General features: G+C 49.4%; 21 protein-coding genes. 16 read left to right on the forward strand and 5 right to left on the reverse strand.

Going from position 1 to position 22,026, the window contains the following annotated elements; translation table 11 throughout:
* The first annotated feature begins 1 nt into the window (after position 1).
* The 5 genes from KNO61_RS08920 (at position 2) to desA (ending at position 5,047) form a co-directional block, all read left to right on the forward strand.
* Positions 2-1,129 (forward strand): YfbR-like 5'-deoxynucleotidase, encoded by a 1,128-nt coding sequence (locus KNO61_RS08920; protein ID WP_078147724.1) that lies wholly within the window; start codon positions 2-4, stop codon positions 1,127-1,129.
* Between the two features lie 129 nt (positions 1,130-1,258).
* Positions 1,259-1,591 carry a PadR family transcriptional regulator gene (locus KNO61_RS08925; protein ID WP_012727454.1) on the forward strand — a complete coding sequence of 111 codons (333 nt, stop codon included), beginning with the start codon at positions 1,259-1,261 and terminating at the stop codon, positions 1,589-1,591.
* Positions 1,588-2,115, forward strand: coding sequence for a DUF2812 domain-containing protein (locus tag KNO61_RS08930; RefSeq protein ID WP_078147723.1), 528 nt, complete (start codon positions 1,588-1,590; stop codon positions 2,113-2,115). The genes KNO61_RS08925 and KNO61_RS08930 overlap by 4 nt, the downstream gene beginning before the upstream one ends.
* A gap of 175 nt (positions 2,116-2,290) precedes the next feature.
* Complete coding sequence (gene amyS, locus KNO61_RS08935) at positions 2,291-3,832, forward strand: alpha-amylase (protein WP_370148226.1); 1,542 nt, start codon at positions 2,291-2,293, stop codon at positions 3,830-3,832.
* Positions 3,833-4,033: 201 nt separating this feature from the next.
* Positions 4,034-5,047, forward strand: a complete 1,014-nt coding sequence (desA, locus tag KNO61_RS08940) for a Delta(5) desaturase DesA (RefSeq protein WP_078147721.1) — start codon at positions 4,034-4,036, stop codon at positions 5,045-5,047.
* Between the two features lie 35 nt (positions 5,048-5,082).
* Here desA and KNO61_RS08945 read toward each other — a convergent pair whose 3' ends face one another.
* Both KNO61_RS08945 and lipA read right to left on the reverse strand, forming a co-directional pair.
* On the reverse strand, positions 5,083-5,913 hold the full coding sequence (locus KNO61_RS08945) for a lipoate--protein ligase family protein (protein WP_214873012.1): 831 nt from the start codon (positions 5,911-5,913) through the stop codon (positions 5,083-5,085).
* 17 nt (positions 5,914-5,930) lie between these two features.
* On the reverse strand, positions 5,931-6,866 hold the full coding sequence (gene lipA / locus KNO61_RS08950) for a lipoyl synthase (RefSeq protein WP_324292278.1): 936 nt from the start codon (positions 6,864-6,866) through the stop codon (positions 5,931-5,933).
* Between the two features lie 288 nt (positions 6,867-7,154).
* Here lipA and KNO61_RS08955 point away from each other — a divergent pair, with 288 nt between their 5' ends.
* The gene (locus tag KNO61_RS08955; RefSeq protein ID WP_214813954.1) at positions 7,155-9,104 is read left to right on the forward strand and encodes a glycoside hydrolase family 3 protein; all 1,950 of its coding nucleotides are present in this window, start codon (positions 7,155-7,157) and stop codon (positions 9,102-9,104) included.
* A gap of 41 nt (positions 9,105-9,145) precedes the next feature.
* On the opposite strand, the gene KNO61_RS08960 is transcribed toward KNO61_RS08955, so the two are convergent.
* A complete protein-coding gene (locus tag KNO61_RS08960) occupies positions 9,146-9,991 on the reverse strand; it encodes a DegV family protein (RefSeq protein ID WP_214685376.1) in 846 nt (281 codons plus the stop codon).
* Between the two features lie 8 nt (positions 9,992-9,999).
* Entirely contained in the window at positions 10,000-10,848 is an 849-nt protein-coding gene (locus KNO61_RS08965; RefSeq protein ID WP_371816596.1) for a lipoate--protein ligase family protein, read from the reverse strand.
* A 101-nt stretch (positions 10,849-10,949) separates the two neighbouring features.
* Between KNO61_RS08965 and KNO61_RS08970 the strand changes: the two genes are divergently transcribed.
* Positions 10,950-12,245 carry an HD domain-containing protein gene (locus tag KNO61_RS08970; RefSeq protein WP_214810816.1) on the forward strand — a complete coding sequence of 432 codons (1,296 nt, stop codon included), beginning with the start codon at positions 10,950-10,952 and terminating at the stop codon, positions 12,243-12,245.
* A 22-nt stretch (positions 12,246-12,267) separates the two neighbouring features.
* Complete coding sequence (locus KNO61_RS08975; RefSeq protein WP_214873016.1) at positions 12,268-13,854, forward strand: Na/Pi cotransporter family protein; 1,587 nt, start codon at positions 12,268-12,270, stop codon at positions 13,852-13,854.
* Positions 13,855-13,893: 39 nt separating this feature from the next.
* Here the strand turns inward: KNO61_RS08975 and KNO61_RS08980 are convergent, their stop codons facing one another.
* Positions 13,894-14,082: a 2-hydroxymuconate tautomerase gene (locus KNO61_RS08980; protein WP_012727443.1), complete on the reverse strand. Its 189-nt coding sequence runs from the start codon at positions 14,080-14,082 to the stop codon at positions 13,894-13,896.
* 147 nt (positions 14,083-14,229) lie between these two features.
* Between KNO61_RS08980 and ypfJ the strand changes: the two genes are divergently transcribed.
* The 8 genes from ypfJ to KNO61_RS09020 all read left to right on the forward strand — a co-directional run bounded on the left by ypfJ (position 14,230) and on the right by KNO61_RS09020 (position 21,976).
* Positions 14,230-15,084: a KPN_02809 family neutral zinc metallopeptidase gene (gene ypfJ, locus KNO61_RS08985; protein ID WP_214873018.1), complete on the forward strand. Its 855-nt coding sequence runs from the start codon at positions 14,230-14,232 to the stop codon at positions 15,082-15,084.
* 94 nt (positions 15,085-15,178) lie between these two features.
* Positions 15,179-16,027: a MurR/RpiR family transcriptional regulator gene (locus KNO61_RS08990; RefSeq protein ID WP_031422140.1), complete on the forward strand. Its 849-nt coding sequence runs from the start codon at positions 15,179-15,181 to the stop codon at positions 16,025-16,027.
* Entirely contained in the window at positions 16,024-16,491 is a 468-nt protein-coding gene (locus KNO61_RS08995; RefSeq protein ID WP_214685381.1) for a GNAT family N-acetyltransferase, read from the forward strand. The genes KNO61_RS08990 and KNO61_RS08995 overlap by 4 nt, the downstream gene beginning before the upstream one ends.
* Positions 16,492-16,592: 101 nt before the next feature.
* Positions 16,593-17,486: an N-acetylmuramic acid 6-phosphate etherase gene (gene murQ / locus KNO61_RS09000; RefSeq protein ID WP_214813942.1), complete on the forward strand. Its 894-nt coding sequence runs from the start codon at positions 16,593-16,595 to the stop codon at positions 17,484-17,486.
* 13 nt (positions 17,487-17,499) lie between these two features.
* Entirely contained in the window at positions 17,500-18,873 is a 1,374-nt protein-coding gene (locus KNO61_RS09005; RefSeq protein WP_214873021.1) for a PTS transporter subunit EIIC, read from the forward strand.
* A gap of 60 nt (positions 18,874-18,933) precedes the next feature.
* Positions 18,934-19,983, forward strand: a complete 1,050-nt coding sequence (locus tag KNO61_RS09010; RefSeq protein ID WP_214810820.1) for a DUF871 domain-containing protein — start codon at positions 18,934-18,936, stop codon at positions 19,981-19,983.
* A 55-nt stretch (positions 19,984-20,038) separates the two neighbouring features.
* Positions 20,039-20,542: a YwhD family protein gene (locus KNO61_RS09015; RefSeq protein WP_214810822.1), complete on the forward strand. Its 504-nt coding sequence runs from the start codon at positions 20,039-20,041 to the stop codon at positions 20,540-20,542.
* 156 nt (positions 20,543-20,698) lie between these two features.
* Complete coding sequence (locus KNO61_RS09020; RefSeq protein ID WP_214810824.1) at positions 20,699-21,976, forward strand: dicarboxylate/amino acid:cation symporter; 1,278 nt, start codon at positions 20,699-20,701, stop codon at positions 21,974-21,976.
* Positions 21,977-22,026: the final 50 nt, after the last annotated feature.

Here is a 22,026-nt window from a genome sequence, read left to right on the forward strand (position 1 = left end):
CATGCATAACGGAACGTTTATCCGAAAGATGACACGTATGCAAAACGTGCAACGGTGGGATGAATATGCCCCCCATTATCATGATAACGCAGCGAGTCATAGCTTTCGTGTCGCGGTCTTTAGCTTGATCGCGGCTTATGTGGAAAAAGAGAACGGACGTGAAGTCGATTTGCTCGATTTACTCGGGAAAGCCATTTTCCACGACATGAATGAAGTCCAGACGGGCCCGATCATGCACCGGACGAAAAAAGAACCGACCTTGATCGGTCACATCGAGCGTATGGAACGAACAGCGAGTCTCGGTCTTGTCGAGCTGCTGTCGCAATCATTACGTCCTCACTTTCATCGTTTCGTGGTGGAAGCGGAAGATGATTCGTTCGAAGGTCGAATCGTGGACGGGATTGATTCGTTCGATGCGATGTTGTTCGTGCGACGAGAAGTCGCGCACGGCTCTCCGCACTTTGATGACAAACTAGAAGAGATGAAAGCCGCACTCCGACATCATCCGATTGATTCGGTTCGCTGGCTGTTCGACCAGGTCGAGGCAGAAACGGATGTGTTGCGATTCATCGAGAACGTCATGCGGATGGATAGTGTCCGTCGCTGGAAAGGTCGCTTTAACACGATTGACGACAACGATGCGATTCATGGTTTCCGGGCTGCCGCGCTCGGTATGTTCAGTGGGCTCTTAGAGCGTGAGAAGTACGACGTCGATGTCGATGTCGCCGAACTCGTGGCTCGTCTTCTCTGTCACGATTTAGTTGAAGGGGTGACCGGAGACGTGCTCGGTCCAGTCAAACATTCGACGCAAGAGACGGGGGCTGCGTTTGAGGCATACGAGCGAGCGGAAAGTGAACGTCTGCTTGGACTGTTGCCTGAGTATATGCAACCGGCGTTCCGTCGATATATGGCTGACTCGAAAGACGATACGTATGAGGGAATGCTCGTCGATATGATGGACAAGCTTGATGCGCTCATCAAGATGAACATGGAGCGGAAGATGAACGGGGCCGAGTATGAGGTCACGTATCGCGAGCAGCTCCGTAAAGTCCAGATGCGATATGAGAATCCAAGCATGATTTTCTTCCTGGCGTATATCTTGCATGATTTAGACTATGTCACTAGTTAAAACCGTTTATCTTGAAGTCGCATACCTAAAAGGGTGCGGCTTTTTTTATATCATTTATTGACATATATCATTTAACGATATATATTGAGTGTAAGAAATATATCATTCAATGATATAGGAGGTGGAAAGATGCCGCGAACGGACTCATTAGAGTTAGGGGAACTGACGGATAGTATGTTTTATATCCTGTTGGCGCTCACGACGCCACGTCATGGCTATTTAGTCATGCAATTTGTCGAAGAGACCACGCGAGGGCGAATGCAAATTGGTCCGGCTTCGATGTATACGATTATCAAAAAGTTGTTGAACGCCGAACTGATTGAACCGATGGATGGGGACGGAAAGAAAAAGAACTATCGAATCACGAATAAAGGCCGCTCGATTTTAACGGATGATGTGAAGAGACGACAGGCGATGGTCGAAGATGCCTGTGCCATTTTGGATATGGAGGGATCAAGATGAGACAAAAGTATATGTCGAGCTGGGGATTGGCGTTTGCTGAAGAGCGTGAGATGCGGAAACTAGAACGAATGGCGGCCAAGGGATGGCATTTGAAGAAGTTTGCCCCGCTAGGATACACGCTCGTTGAAGGGGAACCGGAAGACGTTCAGTATAGTTTGGACTATCGTACTCGTCCAGACGAAGACTACTTTGACCTGTTTGCGTCGAGCGGGTGGGAACATGTCACATCAACCGGGGATGAGATTCATATTTTCAAAGGAAATCGAGATGCCAAGCCGATTTACTCGGATGTCGAAACAACAGAGGAAAAATATCATGACATGGAGCGTCAGATGGGAAGGGCTGCGCTCATCCTAGGTATTTTATGGATTGCCCTCTTTTCGTTGTTTCAGTTTGATTGGCCAACCGTTGTCGAGACAATATTGATTGGGATTCAACTACTCGTGACGATCGGTCTCGTGTTTACAGGACTTCCGTACATCGGCTACCGTTTCAAACGCAAACGAATTAGCCGGGAAGGATGACTAGGCGGATGGCACAAGCCATCCGTCTTTGTTTCGTTCGACTGAACTATTCGAATGAGAAATAGTTAGGGAGAGAGAACTGTTTTTTAGTGTCTATCTATGCAACAAAATCAAAATCCTTCACAATAATTAATGCAAGCGTTTTCATTAACTATTTGAGGAGGAATGAAGGATGTTGAAGAAACGACAAGGGATTGCTGTCCTAGCTGGAGTGACATCGATTGCACTGCTTTCAGGGCAACCGGTCGCACAGGCAGCGACCCCACAGAACGGTACGATGATGCAATATTTTGAATGGTACGTTCCAAACGATGGGCAACACTGGAACCGACTCTCGAATGATTCGCAGCATTTGAAAGACATCGGGATCTCCACGGTTTGGATTCCGCCGGCGTATAAAGGGACGTCTCAAAATGATGTTGGATACGGGGCCTATGATTTGTATGATTTAGGAGAGTTCAATCAAAAAGGGACGACTCGGACAAAGTATGGAACAAAAGCGCAGCTACAGTCGGCGATCTCCAACTTACGCGGGAAAGGGATTGGCGTATATGGGGATGTCGTCATGAACCATAAAGGCGGAGCGGATTATACCGAGTCCGTTCAAGCGGTCGAGGTCAATCCTTCTAACCGAAATCAAGAGACGTCTGGGGAATATGCCATTTCTGCCTGGACGGGATTCAACTTTGCGGGCCGCAACAATACATACTCCCCGTTCAAGTGGCGTTGGTATCACTTTGACGGGACTGATTGGGATCAGTCACGGAGTTTGAGCCGTATCTACAAATTCAAGAGCACGGGTAAAGCATGGGACAGTGAAGTGTCGGGTGAGAACGGGAACTATGACTACTTGATGTACGCCGATGTCGATTTTGAGCATCCGGAAGTACGTCAGGAGATGAAAAACTGGGGGAAATGGTACGCAGATTCACTCGGATTGGACGGCTTCCGACTTGATGCGGTGAAGCATATCAATCATTCATACTTAAAGGAATGGGTGACGAGTGTCCGTCAGGCAACCGGAAAAGAGATGTTCACTGTTGCGGAGTATTGGAAGAATGACTTAGGGGCCATCAATGATTACTTGGCCAAGACGGGCTACACTCATTCCGTATTCGATGTACCACTCCATTACAATTTCCAAGCGGCAGGGAACGGTGGCGGTTACTATGACATGCGGAACATTTTAAAAGGTACGGTCGTCGAGCAGCATCCTACACTCGCTGTCACCATTGTCGACAACCATGACTCACAACCAGGGCAGTCACTGGAATCAACGGTCGCGAATTGGTTCAAACCGCTTGCCTATGCGACCATCATGACACGCGGTCAAGGATATCCAGCACTCTTCTATGGAGATTATTATGGAACGAAAGGGACGACGAACCGTGAAATCCCGAATATGTCAGCGTCGCTTCAGCCGATTTTGAAAGCGCGTAAAGATTTCGCCTACGGCACACAACATGATTACATCAATCACCAAGACGTCATCGGGTGGACACGTGAAGGGGTGACGGACCGTGCGAAGTCTGGTCTTGCGACGATTTTGTCGGACGGATCAGGCGGGTCGAAATGGATGTATGTCGGAAAACAGAATGCAGGGGAAGTGTGGAAAGACATGACAGGAAATAACGGACGTCTCGTGACGATCAATGCGGACGGTTGGGGCGAGTTCTTCGTCAACGGTGGCTCGGTTTCCATCTATACGCAACAATGAATCAGTTAGACTTGTCTCTAAAGATAGGGGCGAGTCTTTTTTCTGAATTTTCACCACATAAGTTTTATACGTGATATAATGACCTAGTGTTAATTCTTGATAGGGAATACTTCCGATCCATGAATTCACATTGAACAACGTTGGTTGTTGGTTTTATCTATATTTTTGCGTTGTGACGCTGTTGAATTCAAGGAGGTTGTTATGAGTAAAGAAAAGATTGCCCAATTAAGAAAGCACGTCTCGCCGTTTGAAAAGTCCGATATTCGGATCAGTGTGCGGCAGATGATCAATACGATTTTACCGTTTCTCGTATCGTGGTTTTTAGCGTACCAACTACTGAGTGTCTCGATTTTCCTGACATTGCCGTTCACGCTGATTGCAGCAGGATTTGTCGTGCGGATGTTCATCATCTTCCATGACTGTACGCACGGTTCATTCTTTAAAAATAAGAAGGCGAACGCCATTGTCGGAACCATCACAGGGGTCTTGACGTTATTCCCATACGAGAAGTGGAAGCGAGAGCATGCGATTCATCATGCATCGAGTGGAAATTTGGATAAACGGGGTGTCGGCGACATCTGGGTCATGACGATTGAGGAGTACATAGAAGCGTCAAAATGGACTCGTTTAAAGTATCGCCTATATCGTCATCCGCTCGTTATGTTCGGTCTCGGACCACTTTGGCTTATTCTCGTCACGAGTCGTTTCAACCGAAAGGACGCGCGGAAAAAAGAACGACACAACACGTATCTCATCAATATCTCTCTCGTCGTCCTATATAGCGCGCTCATCTATCTGATTGGTTGGCAAGCGTTCTTGATCGTTCAAGGCACGACGATGTTCATCGCCGGTGTGCTTGGAATCTGGTTGTTCTATGTCCAGCATACGTTTGAAGATTCATACTTCGAAGATGAGCAGGAGTGGGATTATGTGAAGGCGGCCATTGAAGGAAGTTCGTATTATGAGTTGCCGAAAGTGCTTCAATGGGTGACGGGGAATATCGGATTCCACCACGTGCACCATTTGAGTCCACGCGTGCCGAACTATCATCTAGAGAAAGCACATACGTCGACACCGCCGTTACAACGGGCAACGACAATCGGACTGTTTTCAAGTTTGAAATCGTTACGCTACAAATTGTATGATGCGAACAACAAAACATTCGTCACGTTCCGAGAAGTGCGCCATCTGTTGCGCCGAACAAACACGGCATAAAAAAAGATTGTCCCTGATCAAAAGGGACAATCTTTTTAGCGTTTCCAGACCCATTCATCACTCTCGTACTTCTTGACGAGCAAATCGATTTCGGCTTGCTGTTCTTTCGTGAAGACAAGCGGTTCGAACGTTAACGAGAACGCGTCCTTGAAACCGGTCTCGAATGCGGCCGCTACTTCGTCAAAGGAAACGAAACGCTTTAACGTGTCGTTCAAGGCGACGGCTTTTTCGCTGAAGCGGGTTTTGGCTTCGTATTTCTCCGTCTCATCCATCGCGAAACAGTCAAACAACACCTCATCATCGACGGAGAGAGGAATCGAACCATGTTGAAGCACGGCCCCTTGATGGCGCACTTGTGCACTACCCGCGATCTTCTTCCCGTCGACAGCAAGCTCATAGTATGAAGCAGCATCGAAGCAGACGGCCGATTTTGGTTTGCGGAGCGCTTCGCGATCCTCTTCCGTCAATGGTACCGAAAATTCGGCGGGGACGCCGAGTTCGTGATATCCGCGGCGAACCCCTTCCGTGAGTAGGCGATAGCTCTCGATGATATTCGTCGGGAGGGCAGGGGTCGATTCAGGCAAGATGACGCTATACGTCAACTCATCCGCATGCAACACGGCACGTCCCCCTGTTAAGCGACGAACGACCGGAATATTGTTCGCTTTGAGGGCGTCCCGGTCCAAGTCACGCGTCGCTCGCTGGAAACGTCCGACGCTGATTGCATGAGGTGCCCATGAATAAAAACGAAGCGTCGGTTTGAGCTCTCCCTTCGCGACCCAATTGGCGATGGCTTCATCAATCGCCATATTTTCGGCCGGGGAAGTCGATTCAGTTCTAAGTAAATGCCACGTCGTACCAGTCATAATCTCTCTTCTTTCTGTTAGTCGATTGGCAACATCGTGTGGCGACGCGCCTTGTGTACTTGCTCATCCGCATGGTATGACGAACGGACGAGTGGACCAGCCTCACAATGTGAGAATCCTTTTGATAGAGCGATCTCTTTCAACTCGGCGAACTCGTCTGGATGGTAGTAACGTTCCACCTCAAGGTGTTTCTTCGTCGGCTGCAAGTATTGACCGAGCGTCAAAATATCGACATTGTGCGCGCGTAGGTCATCCATCGCTTCAATCAATTCCTCTTTCGTCTCCCCAAGTCCGACCATGATCGATGACTTCGTCGGGATATCCGGGTTCAATTCTTTCGAACGCTTCAAGAACTCGAGTGTGCGGTCATATGTTGCTTTCGCACGAACTCTCGGTGTGAGGCGACGGACTGTCTCTAAGTTATGGTTCATGATGTCAGGACCCGCATCAATCAACGTCTGCAAGGCAGAGAAATCACCCATCATGTCTGACGGGAGCACCTCAATCGATGTCTCCGGGTTCATGGCGCGAACCGCGCGAACCGTTTCTGCGAAGACAGTAGCCCCGTAATCGTTCAAGTCGTCACGCGCGACAGCCGTGATGACGACGTGTTTCAAGTTCATAAGTCGAACCGATTCGGCAACACGTTTTGGCTCTTCCCAATCGAGCTCGTTCGGTTTTCCGGTCGTGACGGCACAAAAACGGCAAGCACGTGTACAGATGCTCCCGAGAATCATGAAGGTCGCAGTCCGACGTACCGCCCAACATTCATGGATGTTCGGACATTTTGCTTCCTCACATACCGTATGTAAATTTTTCTCGCGCATCATTTTCTTTAGGCCGGTATACGTGTCGTTCGTGTTTAATTTGATCTTTAACCATTCCGGCTTACGTTTCAATTCCCCTCTTGCCACAATAATTTCCCCCTTTTTGAAAGTTAACCTGTATCGAATTGAGTTTACCAAAAAACGAATCAAAAACGAACCACAGAAATTATTAGTTTTGCCAATACAGTTCACTGTGTATCAAAACAGAAACATTGTTTCAAAATGGTTACGCTTTCACTTGAACAATTGTTTCTAAAAAGTGGAGTTGCTATACTGTTGTTGACCACCTGAATAAGGACCAAATGTAACTGATGCGATCAGGCATGGGGTGAACGAGCGTTGATGAGGCAACGCTTCTTCCTCCATGCCTTTTCGTTTGGGGGTCAGCCAAATTTGACTAAGGGGAGTGGGAACATGAACAAGGCACTGAATTGGACGGCAACACTCGGATTGACAACGGCATTGCTCGTCTCGTCGGTTCCAGCAGCAGACGCGGTCGTGGCGGAAGGGACGCCGACGATGTCGATTGACCAGCGCGTCAACACGAAGCTAGAGTCGATGACGCTCGAACAAAAAATCGGGCAGATGATCATGCCGGACTTCCGATTATGGAACGGGGCGAACCATACATCTCTTGCACCGGAAGTGGCGCGTGTCATCGATCGTTTCGATCTCGGTGGAGTGATATTGTTTGCGGAGAACGTGAAGGAAACGGAACAGACGACGAAACTCGTTCATGATTTGCAAGAAGTCGTGAAACAAGATGCCAGCAATGATGTCCCGTTATTCGTCACGATCGACCAAGAAGGTGGGATTGTGACACGACTTGGGACGGGAACGAATTTACCGGGGAATATGGCACTCGGGGCCACACGTAACAGTCAATATGCCTATGATGCAGGGAAAATCATCGGTTCTGAATTGAACGCACTCGGGGTAAACGTGAACTTCGGACCGGTACTTGACGTCAACAACAATCCGGGAAATCCGGTCATCGGCGTCCGTTCGTTCTCGAGCGACCCCGAACTAGTCGGGGAACTCGGTTCCGCGATGACACAAGGTATTCAAGACCAAGGCGTTGCAGCAACGGCGAAACATTTCCCAGGTCATGGCGATACGGCCGTCGACTCGCATTATGGGTTACCGGTTGTCGATAAATCACTCGACGAGTTGCGTGGTCTCGAGTTGTTACCGTTCAAACGTGCCATCACAGAAGGAATCGACATGATCATGACGGCGCATATCGGGATGCCACAAATCGAGGACGAGGTCGTCGAATCAGAACGCGGCACGTTCCCACTCCCGGCGACGCTTTCGGATGATGTCATCACGGGAGTGCTTCGTGAGGAACTTGGATATGAAGGAATCGTGGTGACCGACGCACTCAACATGCAAGCCATCGCAGACAATTTTACGGAAGCAGAGGCGGTCATCAAGACGTTCGAAGCAGGGGTCGACATCGCGCTCATGCCGACGATTTTACGCTCGGAAGCAGATGTGATCAAACTCGAAGCAATCTTTGAGGAAGTCATTGCGGCAGTGAAGGATGGACGTTTATCGGAGGCGACCATCGATGAATCAGTGGAACGCATTTTAAAACTGAAAGCAGAGCGTGGAATTTGGGGAGAAACGACGGACTCCACGACGCTCGAGATGAAGCTCGCAGAAGCGAATGCAACGGTAGGAAGCGCTGAGCATAAAGCGAAGGAACGTGAAATCGCGGAGGCGGCCGTCACTCTCGTGAAGAACGAGAAGAAGACGCTTCCATTCAAACCGAAAAAAGGAGACACGGTGCTCGTCTTGTCGCCAGCGAAAGACCAAACGGACAGCATGGTGAAAACAATCAAGTCACTAGAAAAGAATGCAGGGAATATGAAAGACGTGAACGTCATCACGGCCAACTACTCAGCATCAACGCCGCATCTAAATCAAAATCCGGCACTACGGCAACAAGTCGAAGCGGCTGACTATATCATCGTTGGTTCGAACGTGAACAACAGCGCCAAACTGAAGCCGACGTCAGCTGATCATTACGTGCCGGCGGAGGTGTTCCGTTACGCAAACGAGACAGGGAAGAAGTCAGTCTTACTTAGCTTGCGCAACCCATACGACATCGCCGTTCAACCGGATGCCCCCGCACATCTCTTAATCTATGGATTCAAAGGCGACCCGAATGGACCGGATTCGGAGGCGGGCAACTTGAAGTCGGCTGGTCCGAACTTGCCGGCAGGCATTCGTGCCATCTTCGGTGAAGTGAAGCCGCAAGGGAAACTGCCGGTAGATGTACCGAAATTTGTGGACGGTGTGTTCCAAGACGAAAATTACGCGCAGTTCGGTGATGGATTTAAAAACTGGAATCGCTAAACGAAAATGAGCTCGCCCGAAAATCGGGAGAGCTCATTTTTTCATGCCTCGAAATAGGCGATGACGAGTAGACCGGGACCGGTGTGGGCACCGATGGCAGACCCGACCAGTGTCTTCGTGATGTGCTTCGGTTCGAGATGTTCGCGGACCATCTTCTCGAACTGTTCGGCTTTTTCTAGGTCGTCACCATGACCGATGAAGAGGTCTCCGTTCTCGACGATCGACTTCGATTCGACTGTCCGTTCGACCATCCGGCGCATGACCTTTTTATGACCGCGTACCTTTTCGATCGGGACGAGCTTGCCGTCTTCGACCGTCAATAACGGTAAAATCGTCAACAAGTCTCCGATGAAAGCACTCGCCTTCGAGACACGTCCGCCCCGCATCAAATATTCGAGTGATTCGACCGTGAACAAGTGACGGACTTTACCGACGAGCGAAGCGGCATACTCGACCGTTTCTTCATACGTATGGTCTTGACTATACGCTGCGACCGTTTTGACGAACAATGCCTGTCCGACAGAGGCGGTCCGTGTATCGAGAACCGTGAATGTACTGTCTGGATATTCTTCTTTCAACATTTCGCCGACCATGACAGCGGTTTGGTATGTACCGGAGAGTTCTCCGGAGAAAGCGAGATATAAGAACGGGATTTCAGCCTCGAGATGCTGACGGAAACAGTGTTCGATTCGTGACGTCTCGATTTGGAACGTCTTTGGCGTCTTACCCTGACGCATCGCATCGTATACTTCTTTCGGTTGAATCGTTTCGCCGTCTAAAAATTCTTCGTTGTCGATGATGACACCGAGCGGTAAAATCTCAAGACCGTATTCGATGATTTGATCGTGTGTCAAATCGGCTCCGGTGTCTGTGATCAGTTTAAACATTGGATGAATCACTCCTCTGTTAATTGTTGTTCAATGTCGCGTAACGGCTCATTCCGTTTCCACATGCGTTCGAGCTGACTTGCAAACATCGTTTGCTCGTCTGCCGTTAATGTCGCGTTTTGGAGCGAACTGACAGTGGAAAGAACGCGGTAGGCCCGAGTGAGGACGTCTTGTACGGTAAGTGGGATCCCAAGCAAGTCTTCAAGTGAAGCCATCGTTTCCGGTACAATGGTTGGGTACGTGAACTTTGTCTCATCCCCTTGGATGGCAAGGTCGTAAAAGTCACGGATGATTTCAGCACGTGCGCTTCCGCTCTGTCTTACGCTCAAGTAAATTTGAACGGCGACACCGCCACGAACGCGTCGTTGCGAAATCCCAGCGAACTTTTTGCCGTCGATCGACAAGTCGAAACTTCCTGGACAGTATGAACCGACGACTTCCCCTGGGACGATGTCATTCGTGACGTCTTGGAACATGTGTTGGATGAGCGAGGTCATGGCCTCATAACCGCTGTCGATTTGAATCCCGTCCTTCTCTGGTAAAATTAAAGAAAGGTTGAGGACGTCATCGTCTAGCATCACGGCTAAACCGCCTGAGTTTCGGACGACGGGACGGAATCCATGTTCATGTAAATAACGAATTCCCTCTTTCAAATGAGGCAGCCGAGCATCCTGGATTCCGAGTACAATCGTATCGGTGTGCACCCATGCCCGCAAGACGGCACCTCGTTCTTGCGTTGACGCACATAACGTATCATCGGTCGCAAACGATTGTTCCGCTTGAAACATCGTGCCAAGACTCGACTGATCGATGATGCGATAGCTCGGTTGTTGTAACAATGGATGGATCATATACATTAATTCCTTTTCACAAAAAATTTTCCTCCTCATTATAGCATGGAGGGAACGATTCGTTTGAAGTCGAATCTAGAACATAACGAAACGTAGGAGGGCATGTCATGTACTCGTCTCGAGGACAACTATCTGGATCGAAAGTATTCAAGGATCCGGTACATCGATATATTTATGTTTACGATCACCTCATTTGGGAGCTGATCAATACAAAAGAGTTTCAGCGTTTGCGTCGCATCAAACAACTTGGAACGTCATTTTTGACGTTTCATGGCGCGGAGCACACGCGATTCCATCACTCGCTCGGCGTATATGAAATCGCACGCCAGTTAATCGATCAGTTCCAACAGTACCCGGAATGGGACGACCGTGACCGGGAGCTACTGTTGGCGGCGGCGCTCTTGCACGACGTGGGACATGGTCCGTTTTCGCACGCGTTCGAGCACGTCTTTTCCGTTCGGCATGAAGTGTGGACGGAGCGCATCATTTTAGGGGAAACCGAAGTGAATAAGGTGTTATCTGAGATGGGTGTCGGGTTTGCGGAAGAAGTGGCCTCCATTATCAACAAGACGCATCCGAATCGCTTGATCGTCAATATGCTCAGCTCACAGCTTGATGTTGACCGGATGGACTATTTGTTACGCGACGCTCACTTTGCGGGTGTCAGTTATGGAAAGTTTGATTTAGAACGCATGTTGCGCGTCTTGCGTCCGGATGAAGACCAAGTCGTGGTCAAGCAGTCGGGGATGCATACGATTGAAGACTATATTATGCGTCGCTATCAAATGTATTGGCAAGTGTACCTTCATCCGGCGACGCGGTCGAGTGATCTTCTCTTGAAAGCGATTCTTGAGCGGGCGCAGGAACTCTATGAGGGTGGTTATGAGTTTAACATGACGCCGAAACACTTCTTGCCGATTTTTGAACGCACCGGTATGTCACTCGAACAATATTTGAAATTGGACGAGACGGTCGTCTACTTCTATTTCCAAGAATGGATGGAAGAAGACGATGCCATTTTGGCAGATTTGGCGAGCCGATTTGTGAATCGCCGATTACTAAAATATAAGAACTTCCCGGAAGCGAATCGTGTTCGTTATATGGAGCGCTTGCGACAGACGATGGAGACGATCGGGCTTCCACCGACATACTATCTGCTTGAAGATCAGTTAAGTCAGTTGCCATACGACTTATATAAAGGACAAGGCAAATACGAGGGGATTTATCTACAGATGAATGACGGGGAGCGTAAAGAGATTTCAGAGGTCTCAATGCTCGTTCAATCGATTTTGAACTCGAGACAGTCGGACGAGAAAATTTATTATCCGGAAGATATGTTGTTGAATTTAAAAGATTATGCGAATGAAAAATCGTGGATATTATCGACATTGAAGGACGAGTAAACACGCAAAGGGGCGTGACACGATGGAGATTGCGACACTGGTTGGTGGGATCGGGATTTTTTTACTCGGGATGACGTTACTGACAGATACGCTCAAAAAATGGGCGGGGACGCGGTTACGACATCGGTTGAATCAGTTCACCGACGGCTCTTTATCTGGAGCGGCACTCGGCGCGATGCTGACAGCCCTGTTTCAATCTTCCTCGGTGACGACACTGATGACGATTGGGTTTGTGAGTGCGGGGCTCCTGACATTCACGCAATCGTTACCTCTCGTCATTGGAGCCAATGTAGGGAGTGCGACGACGGGATGGATCATTGCCATCCTCGGCTATAACTTAGACGTGCGCCAGTTGTTTCTGCCGCTCATTGGAATCGGGATGGCGTTCCGTCTCTCTCGTCCACGCCTTCGCCGAGTGGGACTGTTGCTCGTCAGTATCGGGTTGATTTTTGTTGGGATTGGGACGCTACAAGAAGCGATGCGGGATGTCGTCACGTTCTCGTTTGGCTCGGCCGGTGAGATGACCGTTCTGCATCAGGCACTTCTGATTGGAATCGGATTTATGATGACCGCCGTCCTTCAGTCATCGACGATTGGACTCGTGCTAACGATGACGGCTCTCGCGACGGCGGCGATTTCACTCCCGCAAGCCGCTTATTTGGTGCTTGGTCAAAGTGCGGGGACGAGCCTCGTCGTGGCACTCGGTTCAATCGGAGGCTGGAAGTCAGCCCGACGCATTGTATTGGGGCATGCCATCTACCACGTGTCAATCGTCCTCATTGGATGGCTGACGTTCCCTGTTCTCTTCGAGGTCGTCAATCGAGTAGCCGATTGGGTCAACTGGAACGACTTATTACGTCTCGCCTTATTCCATACGACATTCCATCTACTAGGTGTGATCTTATTCCTACCATTTTATCAAACGTTCGCACGTCGATTACTGAAGTGGATTCCGAGTCGCTCCGAAAAATTGACACGTCTGCTCGATAAAAACATGTCACAACTCCCTACGGTCGCTCTTGAAGCGGCACGACGCTCTTTACTTGAAATCGAACGATATTTAGGAAATGAGACGGAATTGCTTGTCCGAGAGGGACGTCTTCGTGAAGATGAATTGACGCTCGTCGACAAGACGTTGAGCGATGTCCGTGTCTTTTTGAGCACGATACGTCTTGAAGATGAAGGAAAGCAAAATGATTATGGCCAACATCTATCCCTCTTGCATACGATCGATCATCTGGAACGCTGGTTATATGTCTTGCGAGAAGTCGAACCGGTCCACGCACTTCGGGACACGGACTTTTTAGCGGCACGAGAACTCGTATTGCATGAGCTTGACCTTGTGAATCAACTGAATCATCATACGCCACCAGAGGATTCGAAGCTGTGGAAACAGGCCTCAAAACAACTGGCGGAATATCGGAAAGCACATCGCTCGGAGCTGCTAGAAGAGACGGCGGCGAATCAGTTGGAGATGGACCAGACGATACAAAAAGTACAAGTATTGCTCTGGCTCGACCGTATCGGCTACCACATCTGGCGAGCGACACGTCACTTGATTAAGCCGACCGTACCGAGTGAACGGTTCGACGTGAACCGAGAAGACTAGAACAAAAAACGGACTCCATATTAGGAGTCCGTTCGTCGCTTACTTCTTATCTGCGTGCATGACGCCGGCTTGACCGTAGTGTGTCGCATCCATCTCTTCGATGAAGACGGTGATGTTTTCTTTTGGCGCATTCGTCGTCTCGGAGACGGCATCCGTCACCTTTTCGATTAATGCACGTTTTTGTTCCACGGTACGGCCCGGGAGCATTTTTACAGTTACATAAGGCATGGTCATTCCTCCTTTGCTGAAGTCTCTTTCATTGTAGAGAATCCCCTTCCTCTAGAAAAGAAAATTCTCATCTACCTCGAAACATAAGCTCACTTTTACCGGATTTGGGGTAATAAACAAGACAGAGCGAATGTAGGAGGAATCGGGATGAAGTGGAAAGGAAGACAACAGAGCCGAAACGTCGAGGATCGACGTGGGCGTAGCATCGGAGGGAAAGGGATTGCCGGGGTCGGAGGCGGTCTTGGGTTGATTCTCGTCATCGTCTTTACATTATTGAACGGGGGAAGCCCGACCGATCTCGTCAACAATATCGGACTCGGGGAACCTCAATCGGAGGGGACGTATACCGGAACGGCTCGTGAAGAGGAGATGGCAGATTTCGTAGCGGTTGTATTGAAGGATACGGAAGAAGTGTGGACAGACATCTTCGCTGAAAATGGGATGACCTATGAAGAGCCAACGCTCGTCCTATTTTCCGGACAGGTTGAATCCGCTTGTGGTATTGCCGGCTCCGCTGTGGGTCCGTTCTATTGTCCCGGCGACCAAAAACTGTATATCGATTTGAGTTTTTATGATGAATTGAGTCAACGTTTCAATGCACCAGGGGATTTCGCGATGGCTTATGTCGTCGCCCATGAGGTCGGGCATCATGTCCAAACGCTTCTCGGGACGACAGAAGAAATCATGCCGCTTCGTAACGGGATGAGCGAGACCGAATTCAATCGCTATCTCGTCCGCTTCGAGTTGCAGGCGGACTACTATGCAGGCGTATGGGCCCATCACGCGCAAGGGTTAGGGTATCTTGAAGCGGGAGACGTGGAAGAAGCGATGAATGCCGCGCATCAGATTGGCGATGACACGCTGCAGCGTCAGGCACGTGGATATGTGACGCCAGACTCGTTCACACATGGGACATCGGAACAACGCATGCGTTGGTTCGAGAGAGGATTTGAGAACGGATCGATTCAAGGTGGTGACACGTTCAATACGAACAACTTATAGATCGGGCGTACGCTCGATCTTTTTAGGTGATTGGAATATGGGGAAGGAATCCGCTATCATAAAAGAACAACAGTTGCAGGAAGGGGATGACCAAATGGAATCCTTACTTACGAAAATTGATTTAGCGAAAGAGGATATGACAGCGGTCGAAAAGAAGATCGCCGACTATATTTTGTCCCATTCAACGCTCATTCCAAACATGACGACAAAAGAGCTTGCGCAAAAGACGGATGTATCCGAGGCGAGTATCGTTCGCTTCGCTCGAGTCGTCGGAATTGATAGTTTTAAAGCGTTCAAGCTCGCGCTCGTGAAAGACTTGGCTGTCACGGAGACGACGCTGACGGACTTTAACGTCCTCCAGCAAAAAGACACGCCGTATGACTCGTTCCAAAAAGTCATCCATGTGAACAAGGCGGCAATCGAGGCGTGCGCCGAAGCGATGGATAAACGAGAACTTGAACATGCAGTGGACCTGTTCGCTCGCGCGAACCGCGTCATCTTTTACGGGGTCGGGGGGTCTTCGACTGCGGCAATCGATGCGCAATATAAGTTTACGAAGCTGGGATATGCGGCCACGACCTCTCCCGATTTTCATTATATGTTGTCGCTGATCCCGCATTTAGGAAAGTCTGATGTATTCGTCGCAATCAGCACGTCAGGACGAACGAAAGATGTGCTCGAGCTCGTCCGATTTGCGAAAAAGAAACGTGTTCCGGTCATCGCCATCACGAACCTCGACAAATCACCGCTTTACCGGGAAGCGGACGTTCGACTCTGTACGCCGAACGTCGAGAGTGACTTCCGAATCGCCAGTATCGCCTCACGGATGACACAATTGACGATTGTCGATACGTTATATATGGGACTCCTCCACCGGAAGGGAGAAGGCTTGATTGATCGGTACGCAGAAGCTCGAGATGAGATGGTGAAACTACGCCGATGATTCGACCTTATACGGCTGAAGATCGTCAAGAATTGCAACGCTTTCTGATGGATCAACGCACATTCGCAAGATTGAATGAACAGACAGTCGAGATGTTTCGTGACGAGAACGTGGCGGATTTTGAAGCGGATGGCACCGTCAGTCTCATTATTCGTGAAGATGGACGGGTTGTCGCCATCGCGGACCTGTTGAAACGACATCCCGTGGATGGCTCGCTTTGGCTTGGTTTGTTCGTTGTCGAAGAATCTCTCCATGGGACAGGTTTGGCGCAAACGTTGTATGAACAATTGGAAGACCAATATATGCGCCCGTATCAGACGGTATTTCGATTAGGTGTCCTTCCAAACAATCTCCGCGCTCGTCGGTTCTGGGAGCGAAACGGATACGTGTATGAGAAGGATTCGATCACGAATAAAGGAACACGCGTGCACGTCTTGAAAAAACGACTCATTCGTTCAGAGTGAGTTTTTCTTTAAAGTTTATTTGAAATTAAATTTCATAAAAATTAAATTATAAATTGACTTTAAATTTCAATATAGTACGATTAAATCATAGAGAAGAAAGGATGGTGGCGATGCTAGATAAACTGGCTACAGAAAGACGGAATGAACGAACGATGCACCTGGACGAGATGTCGATTGAGGAACGATTGGCGATTATGAATGCAGAGGATCAACAAGTTCCTCAAGTGATTCAAGAGCAACTTCCGGTCATCACAAAAGTCGTGGAGCGAGTCATCGCATCCTTTCGTAAAGGCGGTCGCCTGATTTATATCGGTGCGGGCACGAGTGGACGTTTAGGGATTTTAGACGCAGCGGAGTGTGTGCCAACTTTTGGAGTATCACCCAATCAAGTCATCGGACTGATTGCCGGCGGCGAACGCGCGCTCATTCAAGCCGTTGAGGGAGCAGAAGACAGTAAGGAATTGGCGGTCACAGATTTGAAAGCGCTTCATTTGAAGGCAGAGGATACGGTCGTTGGGATTGCAGCGAGCGGTCGAACGCCATATGTGGTCGGAGGTCTCGATTACGCACGAGAACTCGGTGCCACAACAGCTTCAATTTCATGTAATCGCGATGCGGTCATCAGTCGACATGCGGATTACCCGATTGAAGTGGAAACGGGACCGGAAGTACTGACCGGTTCGACGAGATTGAAGGCGGGAACAGCACAGAAACTTGTCCTCAACATGATTTCGACGACGTCGATGATTGGAGTAGGGAAAGTGTATCAAAACTTGATGGTTGATGTGCAACCGACGAATGAAAAGCTAGAAGTGCGTGCCAAGCGGATGATTGCAGAAGCGACAGGGGTCGACATGGAAATGGCCGCGCGTTATTTTGCTTCATCCAAGGGGCACGTCAAAACGGCGATTGTCATGATTTTAGCGGACGTCTCTTATGAGGAGGCTGTCAAACGATTAGAGCGCGCGAACGGATTCGTCCGCGAGGCGCTATAAGGGGGAAATCGAGATGAAGAAAGAAGAGGTTTTAGCACGGGATATCCTCGCACATGTCGGGGGGAAAGAGAACATCCGTCAACTCGCGCATTGTATGACACGTGTCCGATTGACGTTGAAAGATGGGACGAAGGCAGACATTGATGCGCTGAAAAAGATTGACGGGGTCATGGGTGTCATCGATGATGAGACGTTACAAATCGTCGTCGGTCCAGGTACCGTAAACCGGGTCGCGGATTATATGAGCCATGAGACGGGGCTTGCCATCGGGGAAGAATCGGTAGATGCGAACTTGACGTTAGAGGAACGTGCGGCGGTCGAACGCCAGAAGGTGAAAGAAAAGCAAAAATCACCGTTCAAACGATTCCTTCGCCGCCTCGGAAACATCTTCATTCCGCTCATTCCGGGACTTGTCGCATCGGGGATCATTAACGGGGCCGCGAACTTTGCTGTCAACGCCGGCGTCGACCGGACGGAGACGTGGATGCAGATTCTACTCGTGCTCGGTAGCACGGTCTTCGCGTACTTAGCCATCCTTGTCGGTTGGAACACGGCAAAAGAGTTTGGAGGAACGCCGGTACTCGGGGCGATTGCCGGGGGGATCCTGTTCAACCCGCTCCTCGCGGACATCGTCATTTATGGGGAGCCGCTCGTCGTCGGGCGTGGTGGATTATTCGGTGTTATTTTTGCCGGTTGGCTCATGACGTATATCGAGAAGCACATTCGTCGCTTCATGCCGGTATCCATTGATATTATTTTCACACCACTCTTTACTGTTCTCATCGTTGGATTTACAGCGCTCTATGCAATCATGCCAGTCGCTGGCGTATTGTCAGACGGTATCATGCGAGGAATCAATGCGACGCTTGAATTCGGGGGACCTGTCGCAGGGGCACTCTTGGCCGGATTCTTCTTACCGCTTGTTATGGTCGGATTGCATCACGGTTTGACGCCAATCCATTTGGAACTGTTGAACACGGTCGGAACAACGGCCCTTCTCCCAATCTTGGCGATGGCCGGGGCGGGTCAAGTCGGTGCAGCGCTTGCAATCTTTGTGAAGACGCGCAACCCACGCCTTCGCAATATTATCAAAGGGGCCATTCCGGTAGGTTTCCTTGGAATCGGGGAACCGCTCCTGTATGGTGTCACGCTTCCGCTCGGACGACCCTTCTTGACAGCGTGTCTCGGGGCCGCGGTCGGTGGTGCCTTCCAAGCGACAATGAAGACAGCGGCGCTCGGGGTTGGTGTTTCCGGTCTATCGCTCACACCATTGATTGATAATGGCATGTATTTGACGTACATTGCCGGACTATTGATTTCATATACGGCAGGCTTCCTGTTTACTTATTTCTTCGGTTTCAAAGAAGAGATGGCGGACGGGATTTAATAAAAAAAGATGGCTCCAGTCGAGTCATCTTTTTCTCTACTTTTGGAAAGGTGGATTCATATGAGAGGGATTTCAGTGTACTTAGGCGATGAACTGACACTTGATTCGATGGCTTGGATGGAACGCATGCGAGAGGCAGGGTTTACGAGCATCTTCACGTCGCTCCATATTCCGGAAGACAATCCGACAACTTATACGGAACGACTTCAGCAATTAGGTGCGTTGGCAAGTCGTTTAAAGATGGAACTCGTGGCGGATATCGCTCCATCGTCTCTACAGGCACTCGGTAAGACTTGGGATGATGCTCATGCGCTGATGGAGTGGGGTGTCACCGGGTTACGTGTTGACTATGGTGTCACACCGAAACAAGTGGCGGACTTATCACGACATATGATGGTCGCCCTCAATGCGAGTACGCTCACGGAAGCAGAGCTTGAAGAGATGCTACGACAAGGGCTACGACGTGAGCATGTCGAAGCGTGGCATAACTTTTATCCTCGTCCGGAAACAGGACTCGAGCGTTCTTGGTTTGATGAAAGAAACGCCTGGTTACATGCGCAAGGAATACAGATACAAGCATTCATCCCTGGAGATGAACGGTTACGTGGCCCCCTTCATGAGACATTACCGACACTCGAGATGCACCGCCACCAATCTCCGTTTTCGTGTTATATCGATTTACAAGCGAGGGTCGATCGAATCTTGATTGGAGATCCGTGTATATCCAATCAGACGATGCGACAGTTTCGGGAGTACGACGAGGGCGTCATCGTTCTTCGAGCGACCACACGAAATCATGATGATTCGGTTCCAACAAGTCACACGAATCGGATGGACCCAGCCCGGGACGTCATCCGTTCAGTCGAATCGAGAGCGTATGGACGACCTGGGGACCATTTGATTCAACCGCGAGATACAGAAGAACGAATGCTCGGCAGTATCACGATCGACAATGAACGTTACGGTCGTTATGCAGGGGAACTGCAAATAACGAAGCGGGATTTGCCGGCAGATGAGCGCGTCAATGTCATCGGAAGGATCATTGAAGAAGATCGTTCATTAATCCAACAGATCGGTCCAGGAGGACGCTTTCAAATCGAATGGGTGTGACTCAGGATTGCCACCATCCTATGTCATTGTGTACAGTAGAGAGGGAGGGTGGAACATGAAAGACATTAATTTTAATATTATTTCAGACGATGCGACGGACGGACACGGTGGTTTTGGTGTCGGTTCGCTTAGTTTAAATAACATGTCTCCGGTCATCATCGATGTCGAAGAAGGCGTTGCAACAATCGATATGGGAGCGATGCACGCCAAGTCTGCCATCGAGAAACGGATTAAGTTTTTGACGGACCCGGAAGCGGTACCGAACGGGAAACCGTATTGGATCGTGTGGGTGACGGTCGGTCGAAAACCAGAAGGCTTTTATTATGGCGGTGTCGCGGCATGTGACATGTTAGTTGACGTGGAAGCGAGACGGGGTTATAAATTATTACCGTATCACGTTAATCAAATGGATAAATCGTTAAAGGGTCGGATTTTAATCAACATGATGGACGCTCCGTCCCGCGACGTTTTAGCGAACTTCTTACAAGAACATCGCCCTGAGATTTGGGCAAACTCGACTGAACTTCATGCAGAGCTCGAGCGTGTAGACGCTGAGTAAAAAGATTGGACGAATTTTCGTCTCCAATCTTTTTTGTTTCAAGTTTTTGGGAATTTCAAGAGAATTTGTAACTGAAGAGATATTCAGTTGTAATTGTATGAAAATTCAGTATTATGATATACTGACTACATTGTGAAAAAAAGAAAGGGTGATACGATGAGCGAAACGAAAAAAATCTTAATCGGTCTCGCGCTAGGTGTTGTTGTTGGTCTCGGATTGGCGGGCTTGCCGGATAATGTTTATGAGATTGTGAATCCGTATATTTTATCTCCGGTCGGAACGATCTTTTTGAATTTAATTAAAATGTTAGTCGTACCGATTGTCTTCTTCTCAATTATTTTAGGCGTCATGGGTCTCGGGGACCCGAAAGAACTAGGTCGAGTCGGGTCGAAGTCGATTCTGTTCTTCTTAGCGACGACAGCGCTCGCGATCATGTTAGCGATGGGTGTTGCATCCGTCTTACAGCCAGGGGAGCGTGGGGACTTCCCAACGACAGGTCTTGAATTTGAATCAACAGCGACCGAGGAATCGTCTAATATCGTACAGACATTCGTCAATATGATTCCAACGAATCCGATTACGGCGCTCGCTGAAGGAAACATGCTTCAAATCATCGTCTTTGCGGCATTGATTGGGTTTGCGTTGATTGCCCTCGGGGACAAGGCGAAGACGTGGCGTCAATTCGTCAAACAAGGCGATCGCATCATGATGTACTTGATTCATCTTGTGATGAAGCTCGCTCCATACGGCGCATTCGCATTGATTGCTTCTGCAATCGGGGGCATCGGTCTCGACGCGGTTGTCGCAATGGCGTGGTATATGATTGCCGTCGTCTTGACGCTATTCTTACATGCAACGATTGTCTACGGGGCATCGGTTTACTTCATCGGGAAGATGAGCCCAGTCTTCTTCTTCAAGAACTTCTATGAGGCGATGACGTTCGCGTTCTCGACTTCTTCGTCAAATGCGACGCTTCCAGTATCGATGGAAGTCGCACAGAAAAAACTCGGTGTGCCGCGTTCGATTTCGTCGTTCGTACAGCCACTTGGGGCAACGGTCAACATGGACGGAACAGCGATCATGCAAGGGGTTGCGACGATTTTCATCGCGCAAGTGTTCGCTTCTGACTTAACAATGACTCAGTTGTTGACGGTCGTCATCACGGCGGTCCTCGCTTCGATCGGTACAGCGGGTGTACCGGGAGTCGGACTTGTCATGCTTGCGCTCGTCCTTCAGTCAGTCAACTTACCGGTAGAGGGAATCGCCCTCATTATCGGGGTCGACCGTATTCTCGATATGCTTCGCACATCTGTCAACATCACGGGGGATGCGGCATGTGCGGTTGTCGTTTCGAAATTGGAAGAAAAACATCTACCACCAGTCGACGAAGACTCGTGGGATGAAGCAGGTGCGACCTCTTCATCATCGCTATGATATAGTGAAGGACCATGACGACATGTCGTGGTCCTTATTTTGTGAATAGA

The organism is Exiguobacterium sp. s140 (genome assembly GCF_018617035.1).
GTDB classification, from domain to species: Bacteria; Bacillota; Bacilli; order Exiguobacteriales; family Exiguobacteriaceae; genus Exiguobacterium; species Exiguobacterium profundum.